This is a genomic window from Citrobacter sp. B72 (assembly GCF_016894305.1).
GTDB classification, from domain to species: Bacteria; Pseudomonadota; Gammaproteobacteria; order Enterobacterales; family Enterobacteriaceae; genus Citrobacter; species Citrobacter portucalensis.
Genome location: NZ_CP069801.1, coordinates 1,252,217 through 1,269,656 on the forward strand (window position 1 = coordinate 1,252,217; position 17,440 = coordinate 1,269,656).

Here is a 17,440-nt window from a genome sequence, read left to right on the forward strand (position 1 = left end):
TGAAAAGTATACTTTCCGGTGTGTATTTAATGATTTGTTTTTGGTTAACTTGTTGTATTTAAAGATTTTGTATTTTAATCGAAATGAGAGGTGATATAATAAACAACAGTAATAATAGTGTTATTAAATAAGTTTGAATATAGGTGGCATGGTCTTGAAGTTTTATTTTATTAGACTATGGGGCGCTACGGTAATGCCAGGGGAGTTTATTTCATACCTGAACGATTCAGCACAAATAAACCATAAACCTGATGAATGTATTGAGTGGATTTCAATAACTAAAAAATAAGAACCAGTCTCAGGATCAGAGACTGGTCACAGGAGAATAGCGTTTAGCGACCAGCATTTTTCATAATACGCGCTTTATCTAACTGCCATTCGCGTTCTTTCACATCGGAGCGCTTGTCGTGCTGTTTCTTACCTTTCGCGACGCCAATTTTCACTTTGCACCAGGCATTTTTCCAGTACAGTGAAAGCGCAACAACGGTATAACCGTCACGATTCATTCGACCATACAGGGAGTCGAGCTCACGTTGGTTTAACAACAGCTTGCGGGTACGGGTGGGATCACATACCACATGCGTTGAGGCAACAGCCATTGGCGTGAAGTTGGCGCCAAACAGGAATGCTTCGCCGTCTTTAAGGATGACGTAGCTGTCGCCGATGTTAGCTTTACCCGCGCGCAGGGATTTGACTTCCCAACCTTGCAGAGCGAGTCCTGCTTCGAACTCTTCTTCAATAAAGTATTCGTGTCGTGCGCGCTTGTTAAGCGCGATTGTGGCTGAGCCAGGTTTGTGTGCTTTTTTCTTCGTCATAATGCCGCTCAGTATAGGTAATCTGGAATCGAAAAACACCCCATTTCATCCAGCGGGGCGCAAGGCGCTATCTTAGCACGAGTTAGGCTATAGCGTTTTTTTTAGCGGGGGATAAATGGTATTATTTGTGTGATTGATATTGATGGAAATTGTTATGCCTCAGATTAGCCGGACCGCTTTAGTACCTTACAGTGCGGAACAGATGTATCAGCTAGTGAATGATGTTAAATCCTATCCCCAGTTTTTACCGGGATGCACCGGTAGCCGTGTGCTGGAGTCGACTCCGGGACAGATGACCGCGGCGGTGGATGTCTCGAAAGCAGGGATTAGCAAAACGTTCACCACGCGCAATCAATTGACCAGTAACCAGAGCATCCTGATGCATCTGGTCGACGGACCGTTCAAGAAACTCATTGGCGGATGGAAGTTTACGCCACTGAGTCATGAAGCGTGCCGCATTGAATTTCATCTCGATTTTGAGTTTACCAATAAGTTAATCGAGCTGGCATTTGGTCGTATCTTTAAAGAGCTGGCTTCGAACATGGTGCAGGCCTTCACGGTCCGCGCGAAAGAGGTTTACAGTGTCAGCGTCAGCTAAAATTGTCGTTGAAGTGGCGTATGCGCTACCCGAGAAACAGTATCTACAGCGTGTGACGCTGCAACAGGGCGCTACGGTGGAAGAGGCTATCCGCGCTTCCGGGCTGCTGGAATTGCGTACCGATATCGATCTCAGCAAAAATAAAGTGGGCATTTACAGCCGTCCGGTAAAGCTTGCTGATGTTCTCCAGGACGGTGATAGGGTGGAAATTTACCGGCCACTGATTGCCGATCCGAAAGAGCTGCGCAGACAGCGAGCAGAGAAATCCGCTAAAAAATAGCAGACAATAAAAAAGGTGCTCATTGAGCACCTTTTTTTGATCTGTTAATCCTACTTGTTGTCGGTCAAAGCAGGTTTGTTATCAATGTTCGTCAAAATGCCGCTGCTGTTAAAGGTCAGCGTCAGTGTTTGCTGGGTTACGCCTTCATGACCAGGTTGCTGACGGAACACATAAAACCAGGTGTTAGTGCCAAAAGGATCGGACATCATTGGTGTACCCAGAGCATAAGCAACCTGCTGTTGCGTCATACCCGTGCGCACTTTGGCGACATCGGTAGGTGTCAGATAATTTCCCTGGTTGATGTCAGGGCGGTAAACCACTCGCTCCAGAGTGGAACAGCCTGCAGTCAACATCAGTAGTACTGCTGCAGCAGCAGTCAGCGTTTTACAGCGCATAGTGATTTGATTCCTTTTCGGGCCCGAGCAGTACGCGGCTCATATGTAATATGCCGATGATAATAGACCTTTCACCACTTTAAAACCTTTTGCTGTCGGGTCGGTCGGCGATTTTATGTTGAACTCAGACCTTAACAAGGTAAAAAAGTTTATGCCGCCAGCAGTTCTTTTGCATTTGCGAGGGTATTGCGCGTCACTTCGCTACCGCCAAGCAGGCGGGCTAATTCCTGCAGGCGAGCGCGTTTATCAAGCTGCTGCATGTGTGTTTCGGTCATCGCGCCATCCGTTTCTTTGCTGACGTAGAAGTGTTGATGACCACAGCCAGCAACCTGCGGCAAGTGAGTAACGCACATTACCTGAGTTGACTCGCCCAACTGACGCAGCATTTTTCCCACTACCGCAGCAGTCGGGCCGCTGATACCGACATCCACTTCATCGAAAATCAGCGCCGGTGTTTCCATTTTGCGTGCGGTAATAACCTGAATAGCCAGCGCAATGCGCGACAGTTCCCCACCTGAAGCCACTTTCGCAATCGGCTGCAACGGCTGGCCTGGGTTAGTGGTCACTTTAAACTCTACGCGATCGGCACCGTCTGCGCTCAAATGATGTTCCTCAAATTTCACATCAATGCAAAAGACACCGTGCGGCATTGAGAGAGTATGCATGCTCTCTGTAATCAGTTGTCCCAGCTCCTGAGCATAATGCTGGCGCTGTTGGTGCAGCATTTTTGCCGTTTCCAGAGCCTGCTGGTGGTGATTGTTCACCGCCAGGGTTAAGGTTTCGAGCGAGTCGGCCTGATCGTCTAACTGCTGTTGTTCATCCAGTAATGACTGATAGAACTGTGGCAGCGCTTCAGGGGCAACATGATGCTTGCGGGCCAATGAGATTTGTTTGGAAATACGCTGTTCAAGTTCAAACAAACGGTTAGGGTCCAAATCCAGACGATCGCAATAGTGGCGCAGCTCGTCGCTGGCTTCGCTGAGTTGGATCGTGGCCTCTTCCAGCATATCCAGGATACCGGAAAGTTTGCCGTCCATGCCTGCCAGTTCAGTGACCAGCTGCTTTGCAGTGTACAGCTGGCTTTGCAGGTTGATGTCTTCGCCATCCGCCAGGATAGCCAGCGCTTGTTGGCTGGTGGTGAGCAATTGCCCGCTGTTAGCCAGACGCTTGTACTCTTCATCAATTTGCTCAAATTCACCCGGCTGCGGGTTGAATTCGTTCAGTTCTTTTAACTGGTATTGCAACAGTTCCGCCCGGGCTGCGCGTTCCTGACTCTGTTGTTGATGATGCGCCAGGTCACGGCAGCTTTGGTGCCACAGCTGGTAGCGCGCAGCCATTTCCTGAGTCAGGGACGCTTCATTGGCGTAACCATCCAGCAGAGACTTTTGGTGTTCTGATTTTGTCAGGAGCTGATGCGCATGCTGACCGTGGATTTGAATAAGCAACTGGCCCAGCTCGCGCAGCTGTGACAACGGTACGGCAGTGCCGTTAATGAAGCCGCGTGAACGTCCATCGCTGCTGATAACACGACGCAGCAAACATTCACGGCCTTCCTCAAGCTGGTTTTCTTCCAGCCAGCGCAGAGCCGCGGGGGTGTCTTTTAAGGCGAATCGCGCGCAGAGGTCGGCTCGCGTGGCGCCTGCACGTACCATGTCGGCGTCTGCGCGTCCGCCCAGGCACAAACCGAGAGCATCAATGGCAATGGACTTACCCGCACCGGTTTCACCGGTAATAACGGTCATTCCGTTCTGGAAATCGATCTCAAGTTCACGAACGATAGCAAAATTGCTGATGGTCAGTTGTGCCAACATAGCTGTTTTCCTGTATGAAAAACCATAACTGTAATTACATACAGTATAAACTGGTTTTTTATACAGTAAAGAGGTTGGCGTTAAATTAGAATAATTTTTTTGACCAGCCTAGTTTAGTGCTTAATGTGTTGAAATAGCTGTAATCTTTTGGGTGTATCAGGTTCAGATGATAATCACAGCGGCGAATTAATACGTCTTCACCTTCCTGTATAGGTAGGGCGATCTGGCTGTCGCAACTGATTTCCAGATCGTTACGGCGATGAGAGAAGCGCAGGCGAATGGTGCTGCTACTGTTGATCACCAGCGGTCGTGCGGAAAGCGTATGCGGGAACATCGGGACCAGCGTAATAGCATCCAGTGAAGGCGTCAGGATCGGACCTCCGGCAGAGAGCGAGTAGGCGGTAGAGCCGGTCGGTGTGGAAATAATCAAGCCGTCCGAACGCTGGGAGAAGGCAAAAATTTCATCGATATAGACTTCAAATTCAATCATGTGCGCCACTTTTCCGGGGTGCAACACAACTTCATTGATCGCAGTGCTAATACGCTTCTGGCAATCCTGTTGGCACACCTGGGCTTCAAGTAAAAAGCGCTTTTCGCTGATGTAGTGGCCTTCCAGCACGTCAGCTAACTGTTGGTGGGCATTGTCTGGGTCAAGGTCGGTCAGAAAACCAAGATTACCGCGGTTAATGCCAATAACCTTGATGTCATAACGTGCCAGGGTGCGTGCGGCGCCCAGCATATTGCCGTCGCCGCCGACTACCACGGCGAGGTCTGCCTGCTGGCCAATCTCTGCAAGCGTACCGGTTTTCACATTTTTCAGCTGCAGCTCGTGGGCGATTTGTTGCTCAACGATAACCTCATAACCTTTGGCGCACAGCCAACGGTAGAGCATTTCATGTGTGGTCAGTGCAGTGGGGTGACGTGGATGCCCCACAATGCCAATACACTTGAAATGTTTGTTCATTTTCTCGAGGTCCTTGTAACGAAGATTAGTGACAATGTGAGTACTTCCCTTGAATCCCTGAATCTGATCCCCATAATAAGCCAAGTTAGCGAGATGAATGCGAAAAAAACGCGGAGAAATTCATGAGTAGTAAAGAACAGAAAACGCCTGAGGGGCAAGCCCCGGAAGAAATTATCATGGATCAGCACGAAGAAGTTGAGGCGGTTGAACCAGACGCTTCTGCTGAGCAGGTGGATCCGCGCGATGAAAAAATTGCGAATCTGGAAGCTCAGCTTGCTGAAGCCGAAACGCGCGAGCGCGACAGCGTGTTGCGTATCAAAGCGGAAATGGAAAACCTGCGTCGTCGTACCGAACTGGACGTAGAAAAAGCGCATAAGTTTGCACTGGAAAAATTCGTCAACGAACTGCTGCCGGTGCTGGATAGCCTGGACCGTGCGCTGGAAGTTGCGGACAAAGACAATGACGCTATGGCGGCTATGGTCGAAGGTATTGAGCTGACCCGTAAGTCAATGCTGGATGTTGTGGCGAAGTTTGGCGTACAGGTGGTTGCGGATATCGACGTGCCGATGGACCCGAACGTGCACCAGGCGATTGCAATGGTAGAGTCTGATGACGTTGCTGCCGGTAATGTGCTGATGGTTATGCAGAAAGGCTATACCCTGAACGGACGTACCATCCGTGCGGCGATGGTCTCTGTGGCGAAAGCCAAAGGCTAATTAGCCTCAGACCGGGTAATGCTGATGCGCTACCCGGTCTGGATTACTCTCACTGGTCCGATACGCTTTCCCGCAGCGGTTTGACGGGCAACACCTGCACCTGTTTAATCATATTGTCCTGCACGTCGAGAATATCGATATCGTACTGCCCAATACGCACACGTGTGCCGGCAACCGGGATCTCTTCCAGCGCTTCAAGAATAATACCGTTCACGGTACGTGCGTCATCTTCCGGCAGGTGCCAGTTAAACGCCTTATTGATTTCACGAACGTTGGCGCTACCGTCAATGATCACCGAACCGTCATTCTGCGGTGTGACTTCTTCGGCAAGCGTCGGTGACATTGAGGTCGTGAAGTCACCAACAATCTCTTCCAGAATATCCTCGACCGTAACCAGTCCTTGAATATCGCCATATTCATTAACGACCAGGCCCACTTTCTTCTTATTGCGCTGAAATTTAATGAGCTGGGTGCTGAGTGGTGTGCCTTCCGGAACGTAATAAATTTCGTCGGCGGCGCGTAACATGGTCTCTTTGGTGAACTCTTTTTTCTCGGCCATCAATCGCCAGGCTTCACGTACGCGCAGCATACTGATGGCATCGTCGAGCGAGTCGCGATACAGCACAATACGACCGTGCGGGGAGTGCGAAAGCTGACGCACGATTGATTTCCAGTCATCGTTAATATCAATGCCGATAATTTCATTACGCGGGATCATGATGTCATCGACGCTGACTTTTTCCAGATCCAGCACTGACAGCAGCATATCCTGGTTACGGCGTGAGATTTGCGAGCGCGATTCATTCACCAGCGTTCGCAGTTCATCTTTACTCAGCGAACCGCTCACTACGATATCTGTTTTGATGCCCATCATGCGCATCAGAAGCCGCGTGATGGTGTTGAGTAGCCATACTAACGGCATCATCAGAATCTGCAGCGGAGCCAGCAGGACGCTGCTCGGATAGGCAACTTTTTCCGGATATAGCGCGGCAATCGTCTTTGGCAGCACTTCGGCAAAAACCAGCACCACAAACGTCAGTACCCCGGTGGCAATGGCGACGCCAGCATCGCCATACAGGCGCATACCGACAATGGTGCCGAGTGCGGAGGCCAGGATATTCACCAGATTATTACCGATGAGCACCAGACTTATCAGGCGATCCGGCTTGCGAAGTAACTTTTCAACCCGTTTTGCCTGACGATTTCCCTGTTTGGCCCGATGGCGTAGGCGGTAGCGATTCAGGGTCATCATTCCGGTTTCAGAACCGGAAAAATAGGCGGAAATGACCACCATGATGAGGAGCGTGATAATGAGCGTGGTGGTGGAGATGTGTTCCACGTAGGGTTCCTTAAAGATTTAACTCACGAACTGCTGCAGGATACGGCTGCCGAAATAGGCCAGCGTCAGAATGCCAGCGCCTGCGACGTTAAACCATACGACGCGACGTCCGCGCCAACCTTCATGGTAATGCCCCCACAACAGAACGATATAGACAAACCATGCCACGATAGAGAGAACGGCTTTATCAATGTTCTCGGTACTGAACAGGTTATGCATGTAAAACAGGCCAGTGCACAGGGTGAGCGTCAGCAGAACCACGCCAATTTGGGTGATATGAAACATCTTCCGCTCAATACTCATCAGTGGCGGCATCTCATTGCTGAAGGCCAGTTTTTTGTTTTTCAGTTGGTAATCGATCCATGCCAACTGTAGCGCGTAGAGCGCGGCGATAATCAGCGTGGCGTAAGCGAACAGTGATAGCCCGATGTGAATCATCATGCCTGGCGTAGCTTCGAGATGGGTGATGAACTCGTTAGGCATAAACGTGGCGAAGGCCAGGTTTATCAGCGCAAAGGCGTAGACAATGGGCAGCAATAGCCAGCCACGATTGCGGGACGCGACGATGGTCATTACCGTACAGATCATCAGGCTTACCAGCGAGCCGACGTTCAACAGACTCAGGTTTTGTCCGCTTTCACCGCCGGGTAGGATACGCGCTTCCAGGGCGATAGCATGGCTTACCAGCGCAACGACCGCAGAGAGAATAGCCATACGCCGCCAGCCGCTGTTTTTTTGCAGCAGAGCGGGAATAATCAGCGCGAGGCTGACTGAGTAGGCGACAAGGGCGAGCAGAGCAAAAACGGGCATATAGGTGTCGACAGTTGGCCAGTGATAAAGAAAAGCAGTATAGCGTTACGTGACCGCTGCTCCAACCGTTGCATAACAACAAAGGCGGCTTCATGTTATACTGCGACAAATTTCTGTTGATGTGTCGCTGTCGCGACCGACCGTTTCCACCCCAGGCGAGAGACAATGTTTGATAATTTAACCGATCGTTTGTCGCGCACGCTGCGCAATATCAGTGGCCGTGGACGCCTTACTGAAGACAACGTTAAAGAGACGCTGCGCGAAGTGCGCATGGCGCTGCTGGAGGCTGACGTAGCGCTGCCGGTAGTGCGTGAGTTTATCAATCGCGTAAAAGAGAAAGCGGTTGGTCATGAAGTTAACAAAAGCCTGACGCCGGGTCAGGAGTTCGTCAAGATTGTCCGTAACGAACTGGTTGCGGCAATGGGCGAAGAAAACCAGACCCTGAATCTGGCTGCACAGCCGCCAGCCGTGGTGCTGATGGCGGGCCTGCAGGGTGCGGGTAAAACGACCAGCGTCGGTAAGTTGGGCAAATTCCTGCGCGAGAAGCACAAGAAGAAAGTGCTGGTAGTCTCTGCGGACGTTTATCGCCCGGCGGCGATCAAACAGCTGGAAACGCTGGCCGAGCAGGTCGGTGTCGACTTCTTCCCGTCGGATGTCGGCCAGAAGCCGGTCGATATCGTTAACGCCGCGCTGAAAGAAGCCAAACTCAAATTCTACGACGTGCTGCTGGTGGATACCGCCGGTCGTCTGCACGTTGACGAAGCCATGATGGACGAAATCAAACAGGTCCACGCTTCTATCAAGCCGGTAGAAACGCTGTTTGTGGTCGACGCCATGACCGGTCAGGATGCCGCAAATACCGCAAAAGCCTTTAACGAAGCGCTGCCGTTAACCGGCGTAGTGCTGACAAAAGTTGATGGTGATGCCCGTGGCGGTGCGGCGCTCTCTATTCGTCATATTACCGGTAAGCCGATTAAATTCCTCGGCGTCGGCGAGAAAACCGAAGCACTGGAGCCGTTCCATCCGGACAGGATTGCTTCGCGCATTCTCGGCATGGGTGACGTGCTGTCACTGATCGAAGATATCGAAAGCAAGGTTGACCGTGCGCAGGCAGAAAAATTAGCCAGCAAGCTGAAAAAAGGCGATGGCTTCGATCTCAACGATTTCCTTGAACAGCTCAACCAGATGAAAAACATGGGCGGTATGGCAAGCCTGATGGGCAAGCTGCCGGGCATGGGTCAGATCCCTGACAATGTGAAATCGCAGATGGACGATAAAGTGCTGGTGCGTATGGAAGCCATCATCAACTCGATGACGATGAAAGAACGCGCTAAGCCGGAAATTATCAAAGGTTCCCGCAAACGCCGTATCGCTGCCGGTTGCGGTATGCAGGTACAAGACGTAAACCGCCTTCTGAAACAGTTCGACGACATGCAGCGCATGATGAAGAAAATGAAGAAGGGCGGAATGGCGAAGATGATGCGTGGTATGAAGGGGATGATGCCCCCAGGATTCCCAGGCCGCTAATCGGCCTGGCTTGTTTGCCATTTCGGCACCGGGGTGTGCTCGCCATCCTCACGTACTGCGTGTACGCTCCGGTGGCTGCGCGCACGCCGGCACCGAACTGACGGCACCGCCAACGGCCTTTTATAGCAGAGTTATCAACTGCTGATTGCATTTTCCCCAGAAATCAGTAAAATTTTCGGGCTTTTAATATGACACCCGGGCTCCGTTCCTCGATGGGGCCTGGGTGTTTTATTCACACAAGAGGATGTTATGGTTACTATTCGTTTAGCTCGTCACGGCGCTAAAAAGCGTCCGTTCTACCAGGTTGTTGTTACCGACAGCCGTAATGCACGCAACGGTCGCTTCATCGAGCGCGTTGGCTTCTTTAACCCAATCGCTAGCGAAAAAGAAGAAGGCACTCGCCTGGATCTGGATCGCATCGCTCACTGGGTTGGCCAGGGCGCGACTATTTCTGATCGCGTAGCTACGCTGATCAAAGCAGCAAACAAAGCAGCTTAATCTGTCACGGTGGTCATGATGAGCAAGCAACTCGCCGCACAGGCTCCTGTGGAACCCATCGTTTTGGGGAAAATGGGGTCTTCTTACGGTATCCGTGGTTGGCTCAGAGTGTTTTCTTCCACTGAAGACGCCGAAAGCATTTTTGACTATCAGCCCTGGTTTATCCAGAAGGCGGGTCAGTGGCAGCAAGTACAGCTGGAAAGCTGGAAGCACCACAATCAGGATCTGATCATCAAGCTGAAAGGCGTTGACGATCGTGATTCGGCGAATCTACTGACTAATTGCGAAATTGCCGTGGATTCCTCGCAGTTGCCAGCGCTGGAAGATGGTTCCTACTACTGGAAAGACCTTATGGGCTGCCAGGTAGTGACTACTGAAGGCTACGATCTCGGTAAAGTCGTCGATATGATGGAAACCGGTTCGAATGACGTCATCGTCATCAAGGCAAACCTGAAAGATGCGTTTGGTATCAAGGAACGTCTTGTGCCGTTCCTCGATGGGCAGGTTATCAAGAAAGTCGATCTCGCTACTCGTACTATCGAAGTAGATTGGGATCCTGGTTTTTAAACCACCGGATAAACGGTAAAAGTCGGCGTTATGGGGATTGGCTTGTGTTTATAGGTATCGTTAGCCTGTTTCCAGAAATGTTCCGCGCAATTACCGATTACGGGGTAACTGGCCGGGCAGTAAAAAATGGCCTGCTGAACATCCAGAGCTGGAGTCCTCGTGACTTTACTCATGACCGGCACCGTACCGTGGACGATCGTCCTTACGGCGGCGGACCGGGGATGTTAATGATGGTGCAACCTTTACGGGACGCCATTCATGCAGCAAAAGCTGCGGCTGGTGAAGGCGCAAAGGTGATTTATCTGTCACCTCAGGGACGCAAGCTTGATCAAGCGGGCGTTAGCGAACTGGCCACGAATCAAAAGCTGATTCTGGTATGTGGTCGCTATGAAGGAATAGATGAGCGCGTGATTCAAACCGAAATTGACGAAGAATGGTCAATCGGCGATTACGTACTCAGCGGTGGTGAGTTACCGGCAATGACGCTGATCGACTCCGTGTCCCGGTTTATTCCGGGAGTTCTGGGTCATGAGGCTTCGGCAATCGAAGATTCGTTTGCTGATGGGTTGCTGGATTGCCCGCACTATACCCGACCTGAAGTGTTAGAGCAGATGGAAGTACCGGCGGTGTTACTGTCGGGGAACCACGCTGAGATACGTCGCTGGCGTTTGAAGCAGTCGCTGGGCCGGACCTGGCTTAGAAGACCTGAACTTCTGGAAAACCTGGCTCTGACTGAAGAGCAAGCAAGGTTGCTGGCGGAGTTCAAAAAGGAACACGCACAACAGCAACATAAACATGATGGGCAGGCGTAAGCCCCCAATATCAGTTTACCCAGGATAAGAGATTAAATTATGAGCAACATTATTAAGCAACTTGAACAAGAACAGATGAAGCAGGACGTACCTTCCTTCCGTCCGGGTGATACCGTGGAAGTGAAAGTATGGGTTGTTGAAGGTTCCAAAAAACGTCTGCAGGCATTCGAGGGCGTGGTTATCGCTATTCGTAACCGCGGTCTGCACTCTGCATTCACTGTTCGTAAAATTTCCAACGGCGAAGGCGTTGAGCGTGTCTTCCAGACTCACTCTCCGGTAGTTGACAGCATTGCTGTTAAACGTCGTGGTGCTGTTCGTAAAGCTAAACTGTACTACCTGCGTGAGCGCACTGGTAAGTCTGCTCGTATCAAAGAGCGTCTTAACTAAGATTCGCGCAAGCGACATCCTGTTAGAAAAGGGCTGGCCGAAAGGCTGGCCCTTTTTTTATTGATGCTGCCCATAATATGTCGAAATATTGTGGGGTGTGGTTAATAAATAAATTATCCGATATTTTGGCGGGAACTGAAGTTCAGAAAGCATTGTTTATTGTTGTTACGGTTGTAATGGTGGATGCAGTGCGGTTGATTACATGTTGATGGTGATTATAATAAAAATAATTATATTGATATGGTTGCATCGCCTTGTTTTTACGACATATTAGAAACGGATCACAAACGGTAAACATTGTTTTGATAGTATGTGGTCTGTAATTGCGAAACCCAATGCATCTATATTTACCAAGATTATTGTTTGGGTGATTATGCTGGGTTTGGTTCTGTAACTGGCTAGTGCTCGATAAGGATTTTAGTACCTAACTGGTGCTAAAGCGTGCGAGGAATGTCAGGCAGCAACAATAAAAATCATGAGTAATATTTGATGTTCTCTATTTAAAGGATAATACTAATGAAAGTATGCTTTTCTTTTCTAATAATAATACTGCTCTCAATTTCATCTTCTACTGTATCTGCAAAAAACTACCCATGTTCTAAATCTAAAGGTGGAGTATCGCATTGCACCGCTGACGGAAAATTTGTCTGTAATGATGGTAGTATTAGTCGCTCTAAGAAAAAGTGTTCTTAAAGTATCGTCTCGTGAGGCGTACTAGATGGGGTGAAGCCAAACGTCTGATTCGTTCAAAGCTTTTACCCTACAAGCTGATCTTAACGAAAACTAAGTGTAAGAAGAATCGCACGGTGCCGATCCCCCGGTGGTTATATGATGAGCTCTCACCTTTGCAAGGAAGGCTGTTTCCCCCCTTGCTATCAGGAATTCAAAAAAATGCTGGCGCTTACTAAAATTGAATTCGCTGAGGGGCAAAAGACTCACGTTCTCCGGCACACATTTGCCAGCCATTTTATGAAGAACGGTGGAAACATTCTCGTTCTTCAACGAATTCTTGGAAATGCTAATGGAATGTTATAATGTCAAAAAGTTACTATCACTTAAATGTGAAGAAGGATCCGAACATCCATTGGGGTTGTGGCGATATCATTCGGTTTACTGGCAATAATAATTTTTATAAAAATATACTCGATCTCAGCGTTTACTGCCTGAGTGGTAATGATTCTGTACCCATTGATTATGTTCTTTCTCTTTCAGACGCTTATGAGAAACCAAAGGAGTTAGCGGCGCAACAGAGAGTGGCCGCACTCAGCCACCTACATCGAGAGATGGTTTTTGAAAAAGTGCGTTCTTCAATGTTCCCTGAGCGTCCCTCCCGACAGACCTGTACATACCTGCTACCAGAAAAAGAAGACTTGTCTCTATGGATGAACAACCTTAACGAAACTCACAGCCCATGGTCTCTTTTGCGTGTTGAGCCGTTGTCAGATGCTATTGTCTTTGAAACTCGTGAAGGCCCGCTCCATAACCTACGCCCGACATATAATGATGATCAGATGATTTCTAAGGCAACCGAATATTGGTCAGGGGCCTCTAATGGCAGAAGAGAGATTCTTGTAAACGGCGGAGTGAGAGTTTTAGAAATTGTGTCCATATAATGCCCATTCGACATGTCCATGACATCCCTTTACTGCACTAGAGATAAGATTAACTTGCTGTTTAATATAAAAATTACATATTAATCAATAGGGTTTAATAAAAGAGTCTTAACTAAGATTCGCGCAAGCGACATCCTGTTAGAAAAGGGCTGGCCGAAAGGCTGGCCCTTTTTTTATCCCGACGTTTACTCTTTTGTTCTTTATGGCAATGGAAGGACTGCGCGGCGCGCAGCCAATTGGGGGATGATTATGGTGTCGTGATCACGACCGCCACGCGGCGGTTTTCAGCGCGACCTTTTGATGTCTGGTTGCTGGCAATGGGATATTTCTTCCCGAGTCCCTGAGTAGTCAGGTTGGTGCGGGGAATATTAGCGCCCTGCGCCCAGGCATCGGCAACGACATTAGCGCGTTTGAGTGACAGAGCTTCGTTATAGCTGTCTTCACCGTAGTTATCAGTATGACCATCCAGGCGAGCATGATTTAGCCCGGTAGCTGCCAGTTTGGATGCCATTTCCTTGATCTGTTTTTCACTTTCAGGACGGAGTTTATAGTCATTTTTGTCAAACAGGATAGTGTCAGACAGGCCGAGAGACCAGTCTCCTGATGCTTCAGTAAATCCGTATGATTTCATGGCTGCAATTTGCTCTGGGGTAAATTTTCCCTGAGGTGCCTGACAGCCAGCCAGAATCAGTAAAAGCAGAAGAAACGGGGATAATAAACGTTTTAGCATGTGTGTAATTCCTTATTTTTTAATAATGCGTTCAGAACGCAAATGTTTAGCCTGATACATATTTTGATCGGCAAGTTCTTGTAATTTTTCGGCAGAAGCATGTTCCCACGTCAGCGCAAACCCAATACTGAGCGTCATGCTTGCCAGATGACCATTATGCAGGTCAAAAGGTCGGTTAAACTCTTGTGACAGTGCCGCGCAGATCCGCTGAACCTCATATTCAGAATGAACGCTGTACAGCACCATAGCGAACTCATCGCCGCCAAGTCTGTATGGGTAATGGCGACTTCCCCCAAACTCGGATAACCTTTTTGCGACTTCAATCAGGACCCGATCCCCCGCTGCGTGGCCCCAGGTATCATTAATAAATTTAAAATTGTCGCCATCAAGGAATAACAATGCCGAGCTGCTGTGGGCGGCATCATCATTCATTAGGGCATTTATGCTGCTGCGAAATGCGGCGCGATTTGCCAGACCCGTCAGAGGATCATGTAGTGCAGTACGCAACAGCTGAGCGTTTTTTGCCTGCAGTTTAAGTTGCCACTCCTCCATCTCGTCCAGCAGACTATTAAAGTCCAGGGCAAAGAGATGAAACTCTTCAATGCGTTCCTCTGATACGCGCCGTGAAAAGTTACGGTTGGTACGAACATCATGTACCACCTCGGTAATGTTTTGCAGTGCATCCACAACGCCATTGTGTAAATAGCGAGTGAGCATTAATGCAATACCGGATGCCAACAGAATGCACCCGGTAAGGACGGCCAGCGACAAATAGATGAAATGACTGATAACGCTATCGCGCGCAGTCAATCGTACTTCGCCGATGACGTTGCCATTATGCAAAATCGGCTGAGTGACCGGTTGTGGGAACAGCCAGTGGCTGATCATCCCGCTGATCTTTTCAGTCGTATCCTGCGCGTTATAGCGCCAGGTGGCGATCACCTTCTGGTTTTTATTACGAACTTCTGCAACGGAAAATTGCCCCTGCTGACCCAGTGCCGCCAGCGTTTCAGTTGCGGCAACACTATCAGAAAAGACTAATGCAGCTTCGAGCGTACGGGTCATGGTAGCGGCAGTCAGATCCAGATTCTTTTGCGCATACTGTCTTAATGCCAGCACGGAAGAAATGCTGAGCAGCAGCCAGATCAGCATCATGGTTACCAGAACGCTGATTATGCTGATACGCCGTAATGTTCGCTTAAACGTCGGGCGTGCTATGGGAGAATGGCCCTTATCCATGCTTATTATTCCGTGCAAGCATCAATACGTCTGGACTGACCCTTACGCCGCTGCGTGAAAGGGAATCCATATTTACGGAAAATCTCACATCTTCGTCTTTAATTATGAGGCAAAAGGCGCTGCCAATAACGCATTCGGGGTTCTGTTCAGCAATTAATAACAATGCCTTAGTCGGATATTTATTCTTTAATTCCACCTGATAAGTAGGGGATTCTTTTCCAAAATAAAAACCGTCACACTGCGAAACTAATATTTCTTGTTCCGTACGGATGATGACGGGAAGATAGGGTAATGCGCCTGCACTGGTATCTTTCAGGACACTGGAAAAACGCGATGAAGAGAAAATACACAGTTTTGGGGGCCCGGAAAGTGCAGGCCAGCGTGTATAACTGACGATGCCGGAAACCATAGCGCGTACCGATTTTGCTTCTTCCGTAACGCTTTGGGCATACAGCGGTAATCCGGTCAGGAGCAGTGCCAGTAGAAGTATGAGTCGGTAAGAATAGCTCATGAATAGTTACCTACCAGCGTTTGCTGTAAAACGTCGAAATACATTCAAGATTGTTTGCAACAAAATAACATTATTTTCCTAAGCCGTCATTATTCCTGGAATAATGCTATTGGTGATTTAAGTTAAATCCTAATGGTTTATAAAATATAAGCCATTGTTTAATTTAACCTTATCGAGGCAGCACCCTCGTTTGCCCCTTGCTGCCAGGCGCTGTGTAACTGGTCAACATTTTCGACAGTATCGCAACTGGGCGGAAAAGTTTTCCCGGTCAGGCCTCTGGCATAAACAAAATCCTGCTGGCAGGTTTTACGTTGTCCCTCGGCGTAACCCTTAAGGTATTCCGTACGATCGACGTCGGGGTCATTGTAGTTGTCGGCAAGCGTTTCATTATCTTTAACGGCATAACCCGAAATGGCATCTTGTATCCCGGCGTCGTACCAGTCGGTACCAGTCCAGGTAGGGGCATGGGTGTAGGGGTCTATCTGACATCCGCTAAGAAGTAATAGAAACAAGATGCTGATGAGTTGCTTCATTGCCTGTGCTCCTTCGTTTTTTTAAGCATAGTGGATCTGAAAACTCGGTGGTGTAAATTTAAATGTACATTCATAAGGGCTGTTTTTGCCTTAAAATAACACTATGTAAATTAAAATTTACGGATTGTGGATTGAAATCTTTACCTGTTGTGATATCGTTATTTCCTCCTCGCTGAGGATCAACTATCGCAAACGAGCTAAACAGGATCACCATCATGCAAAAAGACGCGCTGAACAACGTACATATTACCGACGAACAGGTTCTGATGACTCCGGAGCAGCTGAAAGCTGAATTTCCGCTGAGCCAGGAGCAAGAGGCGCAAATCGCCCAGTCGCGTAAAACCATCTCAGATATTATCTCCGGTCGCGATCCGCGCCTGCTGGTCGTATGTGGCCCATGCTCCATTCACGATCCTGAAATGGCGATTGAGTATGCTCGTCGATTTAAAGCCCTTGCCGCAGAGGTCAGCGATAGCCTCTACCTGGTGATGCGCGTCTATTTTGAAAAACCCCGTACCACTGTCGGCTGGAAAGGGTTAATTAACGATCCTCATATGGATGGCTCTTTTGATGTTGAAGCAGGTCTGAAAATTGCGCGTCAGCTGCTGCTTGAACTGGTAAATATGGGACTGCCGCTGGCAACTGAAGCGCTGGATCCAAATAGCCCGCAATACCTGGGCGATCTGTTTAGCTGGTCCGCAATCGGTGCCCGTACTACGGAATCGCAGACTCACCGTGAAATGGCTTCCGGTCTTTCGATGCCGGTTGGCTTTAAGAATGGTACCGACGGTAGCCTGGCGACCGCCATTAACGCCATGCGCGCGGCCGCGCAGTCGCACCGCTTTGTCGGTATTAACCAGGCCGGGCAGGTTGCACTGCTGCAAACACAGGGGAATCCGGACGGTCACGTGATCTTGCGCGGAGGTAAAGCGCCGAACTACAGCCCGGCAGATGTCGCCCAGTGCGAAAAAGAGATGGAGCAGGCGGGACTACGACCTTCTCTGATGGTAGATTGCAGTCATGGTAATTCTAATAAAGATTACCGCCGTCAGCCTGCCGTGGCTGAATCCGTGATTGCACAAATCAAAGATGGCAATCGCTCGATCATTGGCTTGATGATTGAAAGTAATATTCACGAAGGCAACCAGTCTTCCGAACAGCCGCGCAGCGAAATGAAATACGGCGTATCCGTAACTGACGCCTGCATTAGCTGGGAAATGACGGATGCGCTGCTGCGTGAAATTAGCCAGGATTTAAACGGCCAGCTGTCGGCGCGTGTAGCATAAGAGGTTGGT

At 49.2% G+C, this 17,440-nt stretch carries 20 protein-coding genes and 1 pseudogene; 11 read left to right on the top strand and 10 right to left on the bottom strand.

The window, feature by feature from the left end; translation table 11 throughout:
- Positions 1-332: 332 nt before the first annotated feature.
- Positions 333-815, bottom strand: a complete 483-nt coding sequence (smpB, locus tag JQN59_RS05855; protein ID WP_003031211.1) for an SsrA-binding protein SmpB — start codon at positions 813-815, stop codon at positions 333-335.
- Positions 816-969: 154 nt separating this feature from the next.
- Here smpB and ratA point away from each other — a divergent pair, with 154 nt between their 5' ends.
- Together ratA and JQN59_RS05865 are read left to right on the top strand one after the other, a co-directional pair.
- Complete coding sequence (gene ratA / locus JQN59_RS05860; RefSeq protein ID WP_003826396.1) at positions 970-1,413, top strand: type II toxin-antitoxin system toxin RatA; 444 nt, start codon at positions 970-972, stop codon at positions 1,411-1,413.
- Complete coding sequence (locus JQN59_RS05865) at positions 1,397-1,693, top strand: RnfH family protein (RefSeq protein WP_008785525.1); 297 nt, start codon at positions 1,397-1,399, stop codon at positions 1,691-1,693. The genes ratA and JQN59_RS05865 overlap by 17 nt, the downstream gene beginning before the upstream one ends.
- 50 nt (positions 1,694-1,743) lie before the next feature.
- Here JQN59_RS05865 and bamE read toward each other — a convergent pair whose 3' ends face one another.
- The 3 genes from bamE to nadK form a co-directional block, all read right to left on the bottom strand.
- Entirely contained in the window at positions 1,744-2,088 is a 345-nt protein-coding gene (gene bamE / locus JQN59_RS05870) for an outer membrane protein assembly factor BamE (RefSeq protein ID WP_008785524.1), read from the bottom strand.
- A 149-nt stretch (positions 2,089-2,237) separates the two neighbouring features.
- Entirely contained in the window at positions 2,238-3,899 is a 1,662-nt protein-coding gene (gene recN / locus JQN59_RS05875; protein ID WP_149608328.1) for a DNA repair protein RecN, read from the bottom strand.
- An 85-nt stretch (positions 3,900-3,984) separates the two neighbouring features.
- Positions 3,985-4,863, bottom strand: a complete 879-nt coding sequence (nadK, locus tag JQN59_RS05880; RefSeq protein WP_003826406.1) for an NAD(+) kinase — start codon at positions 4,861-4,863, stop codon at positions 3,985-3,987.
- A 122-nt stretch (positions 4,864-4,985) separates the two neighbouring features.
- Between nadK and grpE the strand changes: the two genes are divergently transcribed.
- A complete protein-coding gene (gene grpE, locus JQN59_RS05885) occupies positions 4,986-5,579 on the top strand; it encodes a nucleotide exchange factor GrpE (RefSeq protein ID WP_003826408.1) in 594 nt (197 codons plus the stop codon).
- 49 nt (positions 5,580-5,628) lie between these two features.
- Here grpE and JQN59_RS05890 read toward each other — a convergent pair whose 3' ends face one another.
- Both JQN59_RS05890 and JQN59_RS05895 read right to left on the bottom strand, forming a co-directional pair.
- On the bottom strand, positions 5,629-6,918 hold the full coding sequence (locus tag JQN59_RS05890) for an HlyC/CorC family transporter (protein ID WP_008785520.1): 1,290 nt from the start codon (positions 6,916-6,918) through the stop codon (positions 5,629-5,631).
- An 18-nt stretch (positions 6,919-6,936) separates the two neighbouring features.
- The gene (locus JQN59_RS05895; RefSeq protein ID WP_003031224.1) at positions 6,937-7,728 is read right to left on the bottom strand and encodes a cytochrome C assembly family protein; all 792 of its coding nucleotides are present in this window, start codon (positions 7,726-7,728) and stop codon (positions 6,937-6,939) included.
- Between the two features lie 165 nt (positions 7,729-7,893).
- On the opposite strand from JQN59_RS05895, the gene ffh reads away from it, so the two are divergent.
- The 7 genes and pseudogenes from ffh to JQN59_RS05930 all read left to right on the top strand — a co-directional run bounded on the left by ffh (position 7,894) and on the right by JQN59_RS05930 (position 13,132).
- On the top strand, positions 7,894-9,255 hold the full coding sequence (gene ffh, locus JQN59_RS05900; RefSeq protein WP_003031226.1) for a signal recognition particle protein: 1,362 nt from the start codon (positions 7,894-7,896) through the stop codon (positions 9,253-9,255).
- 249 nt (positions 9,256-9,504) lie between these two features.
- Positions 9,505-9,753 (top strand): 30S ribosomal protein S16, encoded by a 249-nt coding sequence (gene rpsP, locus JQN59_RS05905; protein ID WP_003031228.1) that lies wholly within the window; start codon positions 9,505-9,507, stop codon positions 9,751-9,753.
- Between the two features lie 18 nt (positions 9,754-9,771).
- Positions 9,772-10,320, top strand: coding sequence for a ribosome maturation factor RimM (gene rimM, locus JQN59_RS05910; RefSeq protein ID WP_149608327.1), 549 nt, complete (start codon positions 9,772-9,774; stop codon positions 10,318-10,320).
- 44 nt (positions 10,321-10,364) lie between these two features.
- Positions 10,365-11,132, top strand: coding sequence for a tRNA (guanosine(37)-N1)-methyltransferase TrmD (trmD, locus tag JQN59_RS05915; protein ID WP_003031232.1), 768 nt, complete (start codon positions 10,365-10,367; stop codon positions 11,130-11,132).
- Positions 11,133-11,171: 39 nt separating this feature from the next.
- Positions 11,172-11,519 (top strand): 50S ribosomal protein L19, encoded by a 348-nt coding sequence (gene rplS, locus JQN59_RS05920; RefSeq protein WP_002914145.1) that lies wholly within the window; start codon positions 11,172-11,174, stop codon positions 11,517-11,519.
- A gap of 710 nt (positions 11,520-12,229) precedes the next feature.
- Positions 12,230-12,542: pseudogene (locus tag JQN59_RS05925) on the top strand (site-specific integrase); the annotation flags it as partial.
- Between the two features lie 11 nt (positions 12,543-12,553).
- Positions 12,554-13,132: a DUF2441 domain-containing protein gene (locus JQN59_RS05930; RefSeq protein ID WP_149608326.1), complete on the top strand. Its 579-nt coding sequence runs from the start codon at positions 12,554-12,556 to the stop codon at positions 13,130-13,132.
- 247 nt (positions 13,133-13,379) lie between these two features.
- On the opposite strand, the gene JQN59_RS05935 is transcribed toward JQN59_RS05930, so the two are convergent.
- From JQN59_RS05935 to JQN59_RS05950, 4 genes are all read right to left on the bottom strand, one after another.
- A complete protein-coding gene (locus JQN59_RS05935) occupies positions 13,380-13,862 on the bottom strand; it encodes an OmpA family protein (protein WP_003826447.1) in 483 nt (160 codons plus the stop codon).
- A 12-nt stretch (positions 13,863-13,874) separates the two neighbouring features.
- Positions 13,875-15,101: a diguanylate cyclase DgcN gene (dgcN, locus tag JQN59_RS05940; RefSeq protein ID WP_003826449.1), complete on the bottom strand. Its 1,227-nt coding sequence runs from the start codon at positions 15,099-15,101 to the stop codon at positions 13,875-13,877.
- A complete protein-coding gene (locus JQN59_RS05945) occupies positions 15,094-15,612 on the bottom strand; it encodes a YfiR family protein (RefSeq protein WP_003826451.1) in 519 nt (172 codons plus the stop codon). Before JQN59_RS05945 ends, dgcN begins: the two co-directional genes overlap by 8 nt.
- A 158-nt stretch (positions 15,613-15,770) precedes the next feature.
- Entirely contained in the window at positions 15,771-16,145 is a 375-nt protein-coding gene (locus JQN59_RS05950) for a DUF2799 domain-containing protein (protein WP_008785516.1), read from the bottom strand.
- A 215-nt stretch (positions 16,146-16,360) separates the two neighbouring features.
- Between JQN59_RS05950 and aroF the strand changes: the two genes are divergently transcribed.
- Entirely contained in the window at positions 16,361-17,431 is a 1,071-nt protein-coding gene (gene aroF, locus JQN59_RS05955; protein ID WP_003031241.1) for a 3-deoxy-7-phosphoheptulonate synthase AroF, read from the top strand.
- Positions 17,432-17,440 lie beyond the last annotated feature (9 nt).

What these genes read in the sequence shown, in the direction of transcription:
- smpB (WP_003031211.1), bottom strand. Translation starts at nt 815, where the DNA reads ATGACGAAGAAAAAAGCACACAAACCTGGCTCAGCCACAATCGCGCTT.
- ratA (WP_003826396.1), top strand. Translation starts at nt 970, where the DNA reads ATGCCTCAGATTAGCCGGACCGCTTTAGTACCTTACAGTGCGGAACAG.
- bamE (WP_008785524.1), bottom strand. Translation starts at nt 2,088, where the DNA reads ATGCGCTGTAAAACGCTGACTGCTGCTGCAGCAGTACTACTGATGTTG.
- recN (WP_149608328.1), bottom strand. Translation starts at nt 3,899, where the DNA reads ATGTTGGCACAACTGACCATCAGCAATTTTGCTATCGTTCGTGAACTT.
- nadK (WP_003826406.1), bottom strand. Translation starts at nt 4,863, where the DNA reads ATGAACAAACATTTCAAGTGTATTGGCATTGTGGGGCATCCACGTCAC.
- grpE (WP_003826408.1), top strand. Translation starts at nt 4,986, where the DNA reads ATGAGTAGTAAAGAACAGAAAACGCCTGAGGGGCAAGCCCCGGAAGAA.
- JQN59_RS05895 (WP_003031224.1), bottom strand. Translation starts at nt 7,728, where the DNA reads ATGCCCGTTTTTGCTCTGCTCGCCCTTGTCGCCTACTCAGTCAGCCTC.
- ffh (WP_003031226.1), top strand. Translation starts at nt 7,894, where the DNA reads ATGTTTGATAATTTAACCGATCGTTTGTCGCGCACGCTGCGCAATATC.
- rpsP (WP_003031228.1), top strand. Translation starts at nt 9,505, where the DNA reads ATGGTTACTATTCGTTTAGCTCGTCACGGCGCTAAAAAGCGTCCGTTC.
- rimM (WP_149608327.1), top strand. Translation starts at nt 9,772, where the DNA reads ATGAGCAAGCAACTCGCCGCACAGGCTCCTGTGGAACCCATCGTTTTG.
- rplS (WP_002914145.1), top strand. Translation starts at nt 11,172, where the DNA reads ATGAGCAACATTATTAAGCAACTTGAACAAGAACAGATGAAGCAGGAC.
- JQN59_RS05930 (WP_149608326.1), top strand. Translation starts at nt 12,554, where the DNA reads ATGTCAAAAAGTTACTATCACTTAAATGTGAAGAAGGATCCGAACATC.
- JQN59_RS05935 (WP_003826447.1), bottom strand. Translation starts at nt 13,862, where the DNA reads ATGCTAAAACGTTTATTATCCCCGTTTCTTCTGCTTTTACTGATTCTG.
- dgcN (WP_003826449.1), bottom strand. Translation starts at nt 15,101, where the DNA reads ATGGATAAGGGCCATTCTCCCATAGCACGCCCGACGTTTAAGCGAACA.
- JQN59_RS05945 (WP_003826451.1), bottom strand. Translation starts at nt 15,612, where the DNA reads ATGAGCTATTCTTACCGACTCATACTTCTACTGGCACTGCTCCTGACC.
- JQN59_RS05950 (WP_008785516.1), bottom strand. Translation starts at nt 16,145, where the DNA reads ATGAAGCAACTCATCAGCATCTTGTTTCTATTACTTCTTAGCGGATGT.
- aroF (WP_003031241.1), top strand. Translation starts at nt 16,361, where the DNA reads ATGCAAAAAGACGCGCTGAACAACGTACATATTACCGACGAACAGGTT.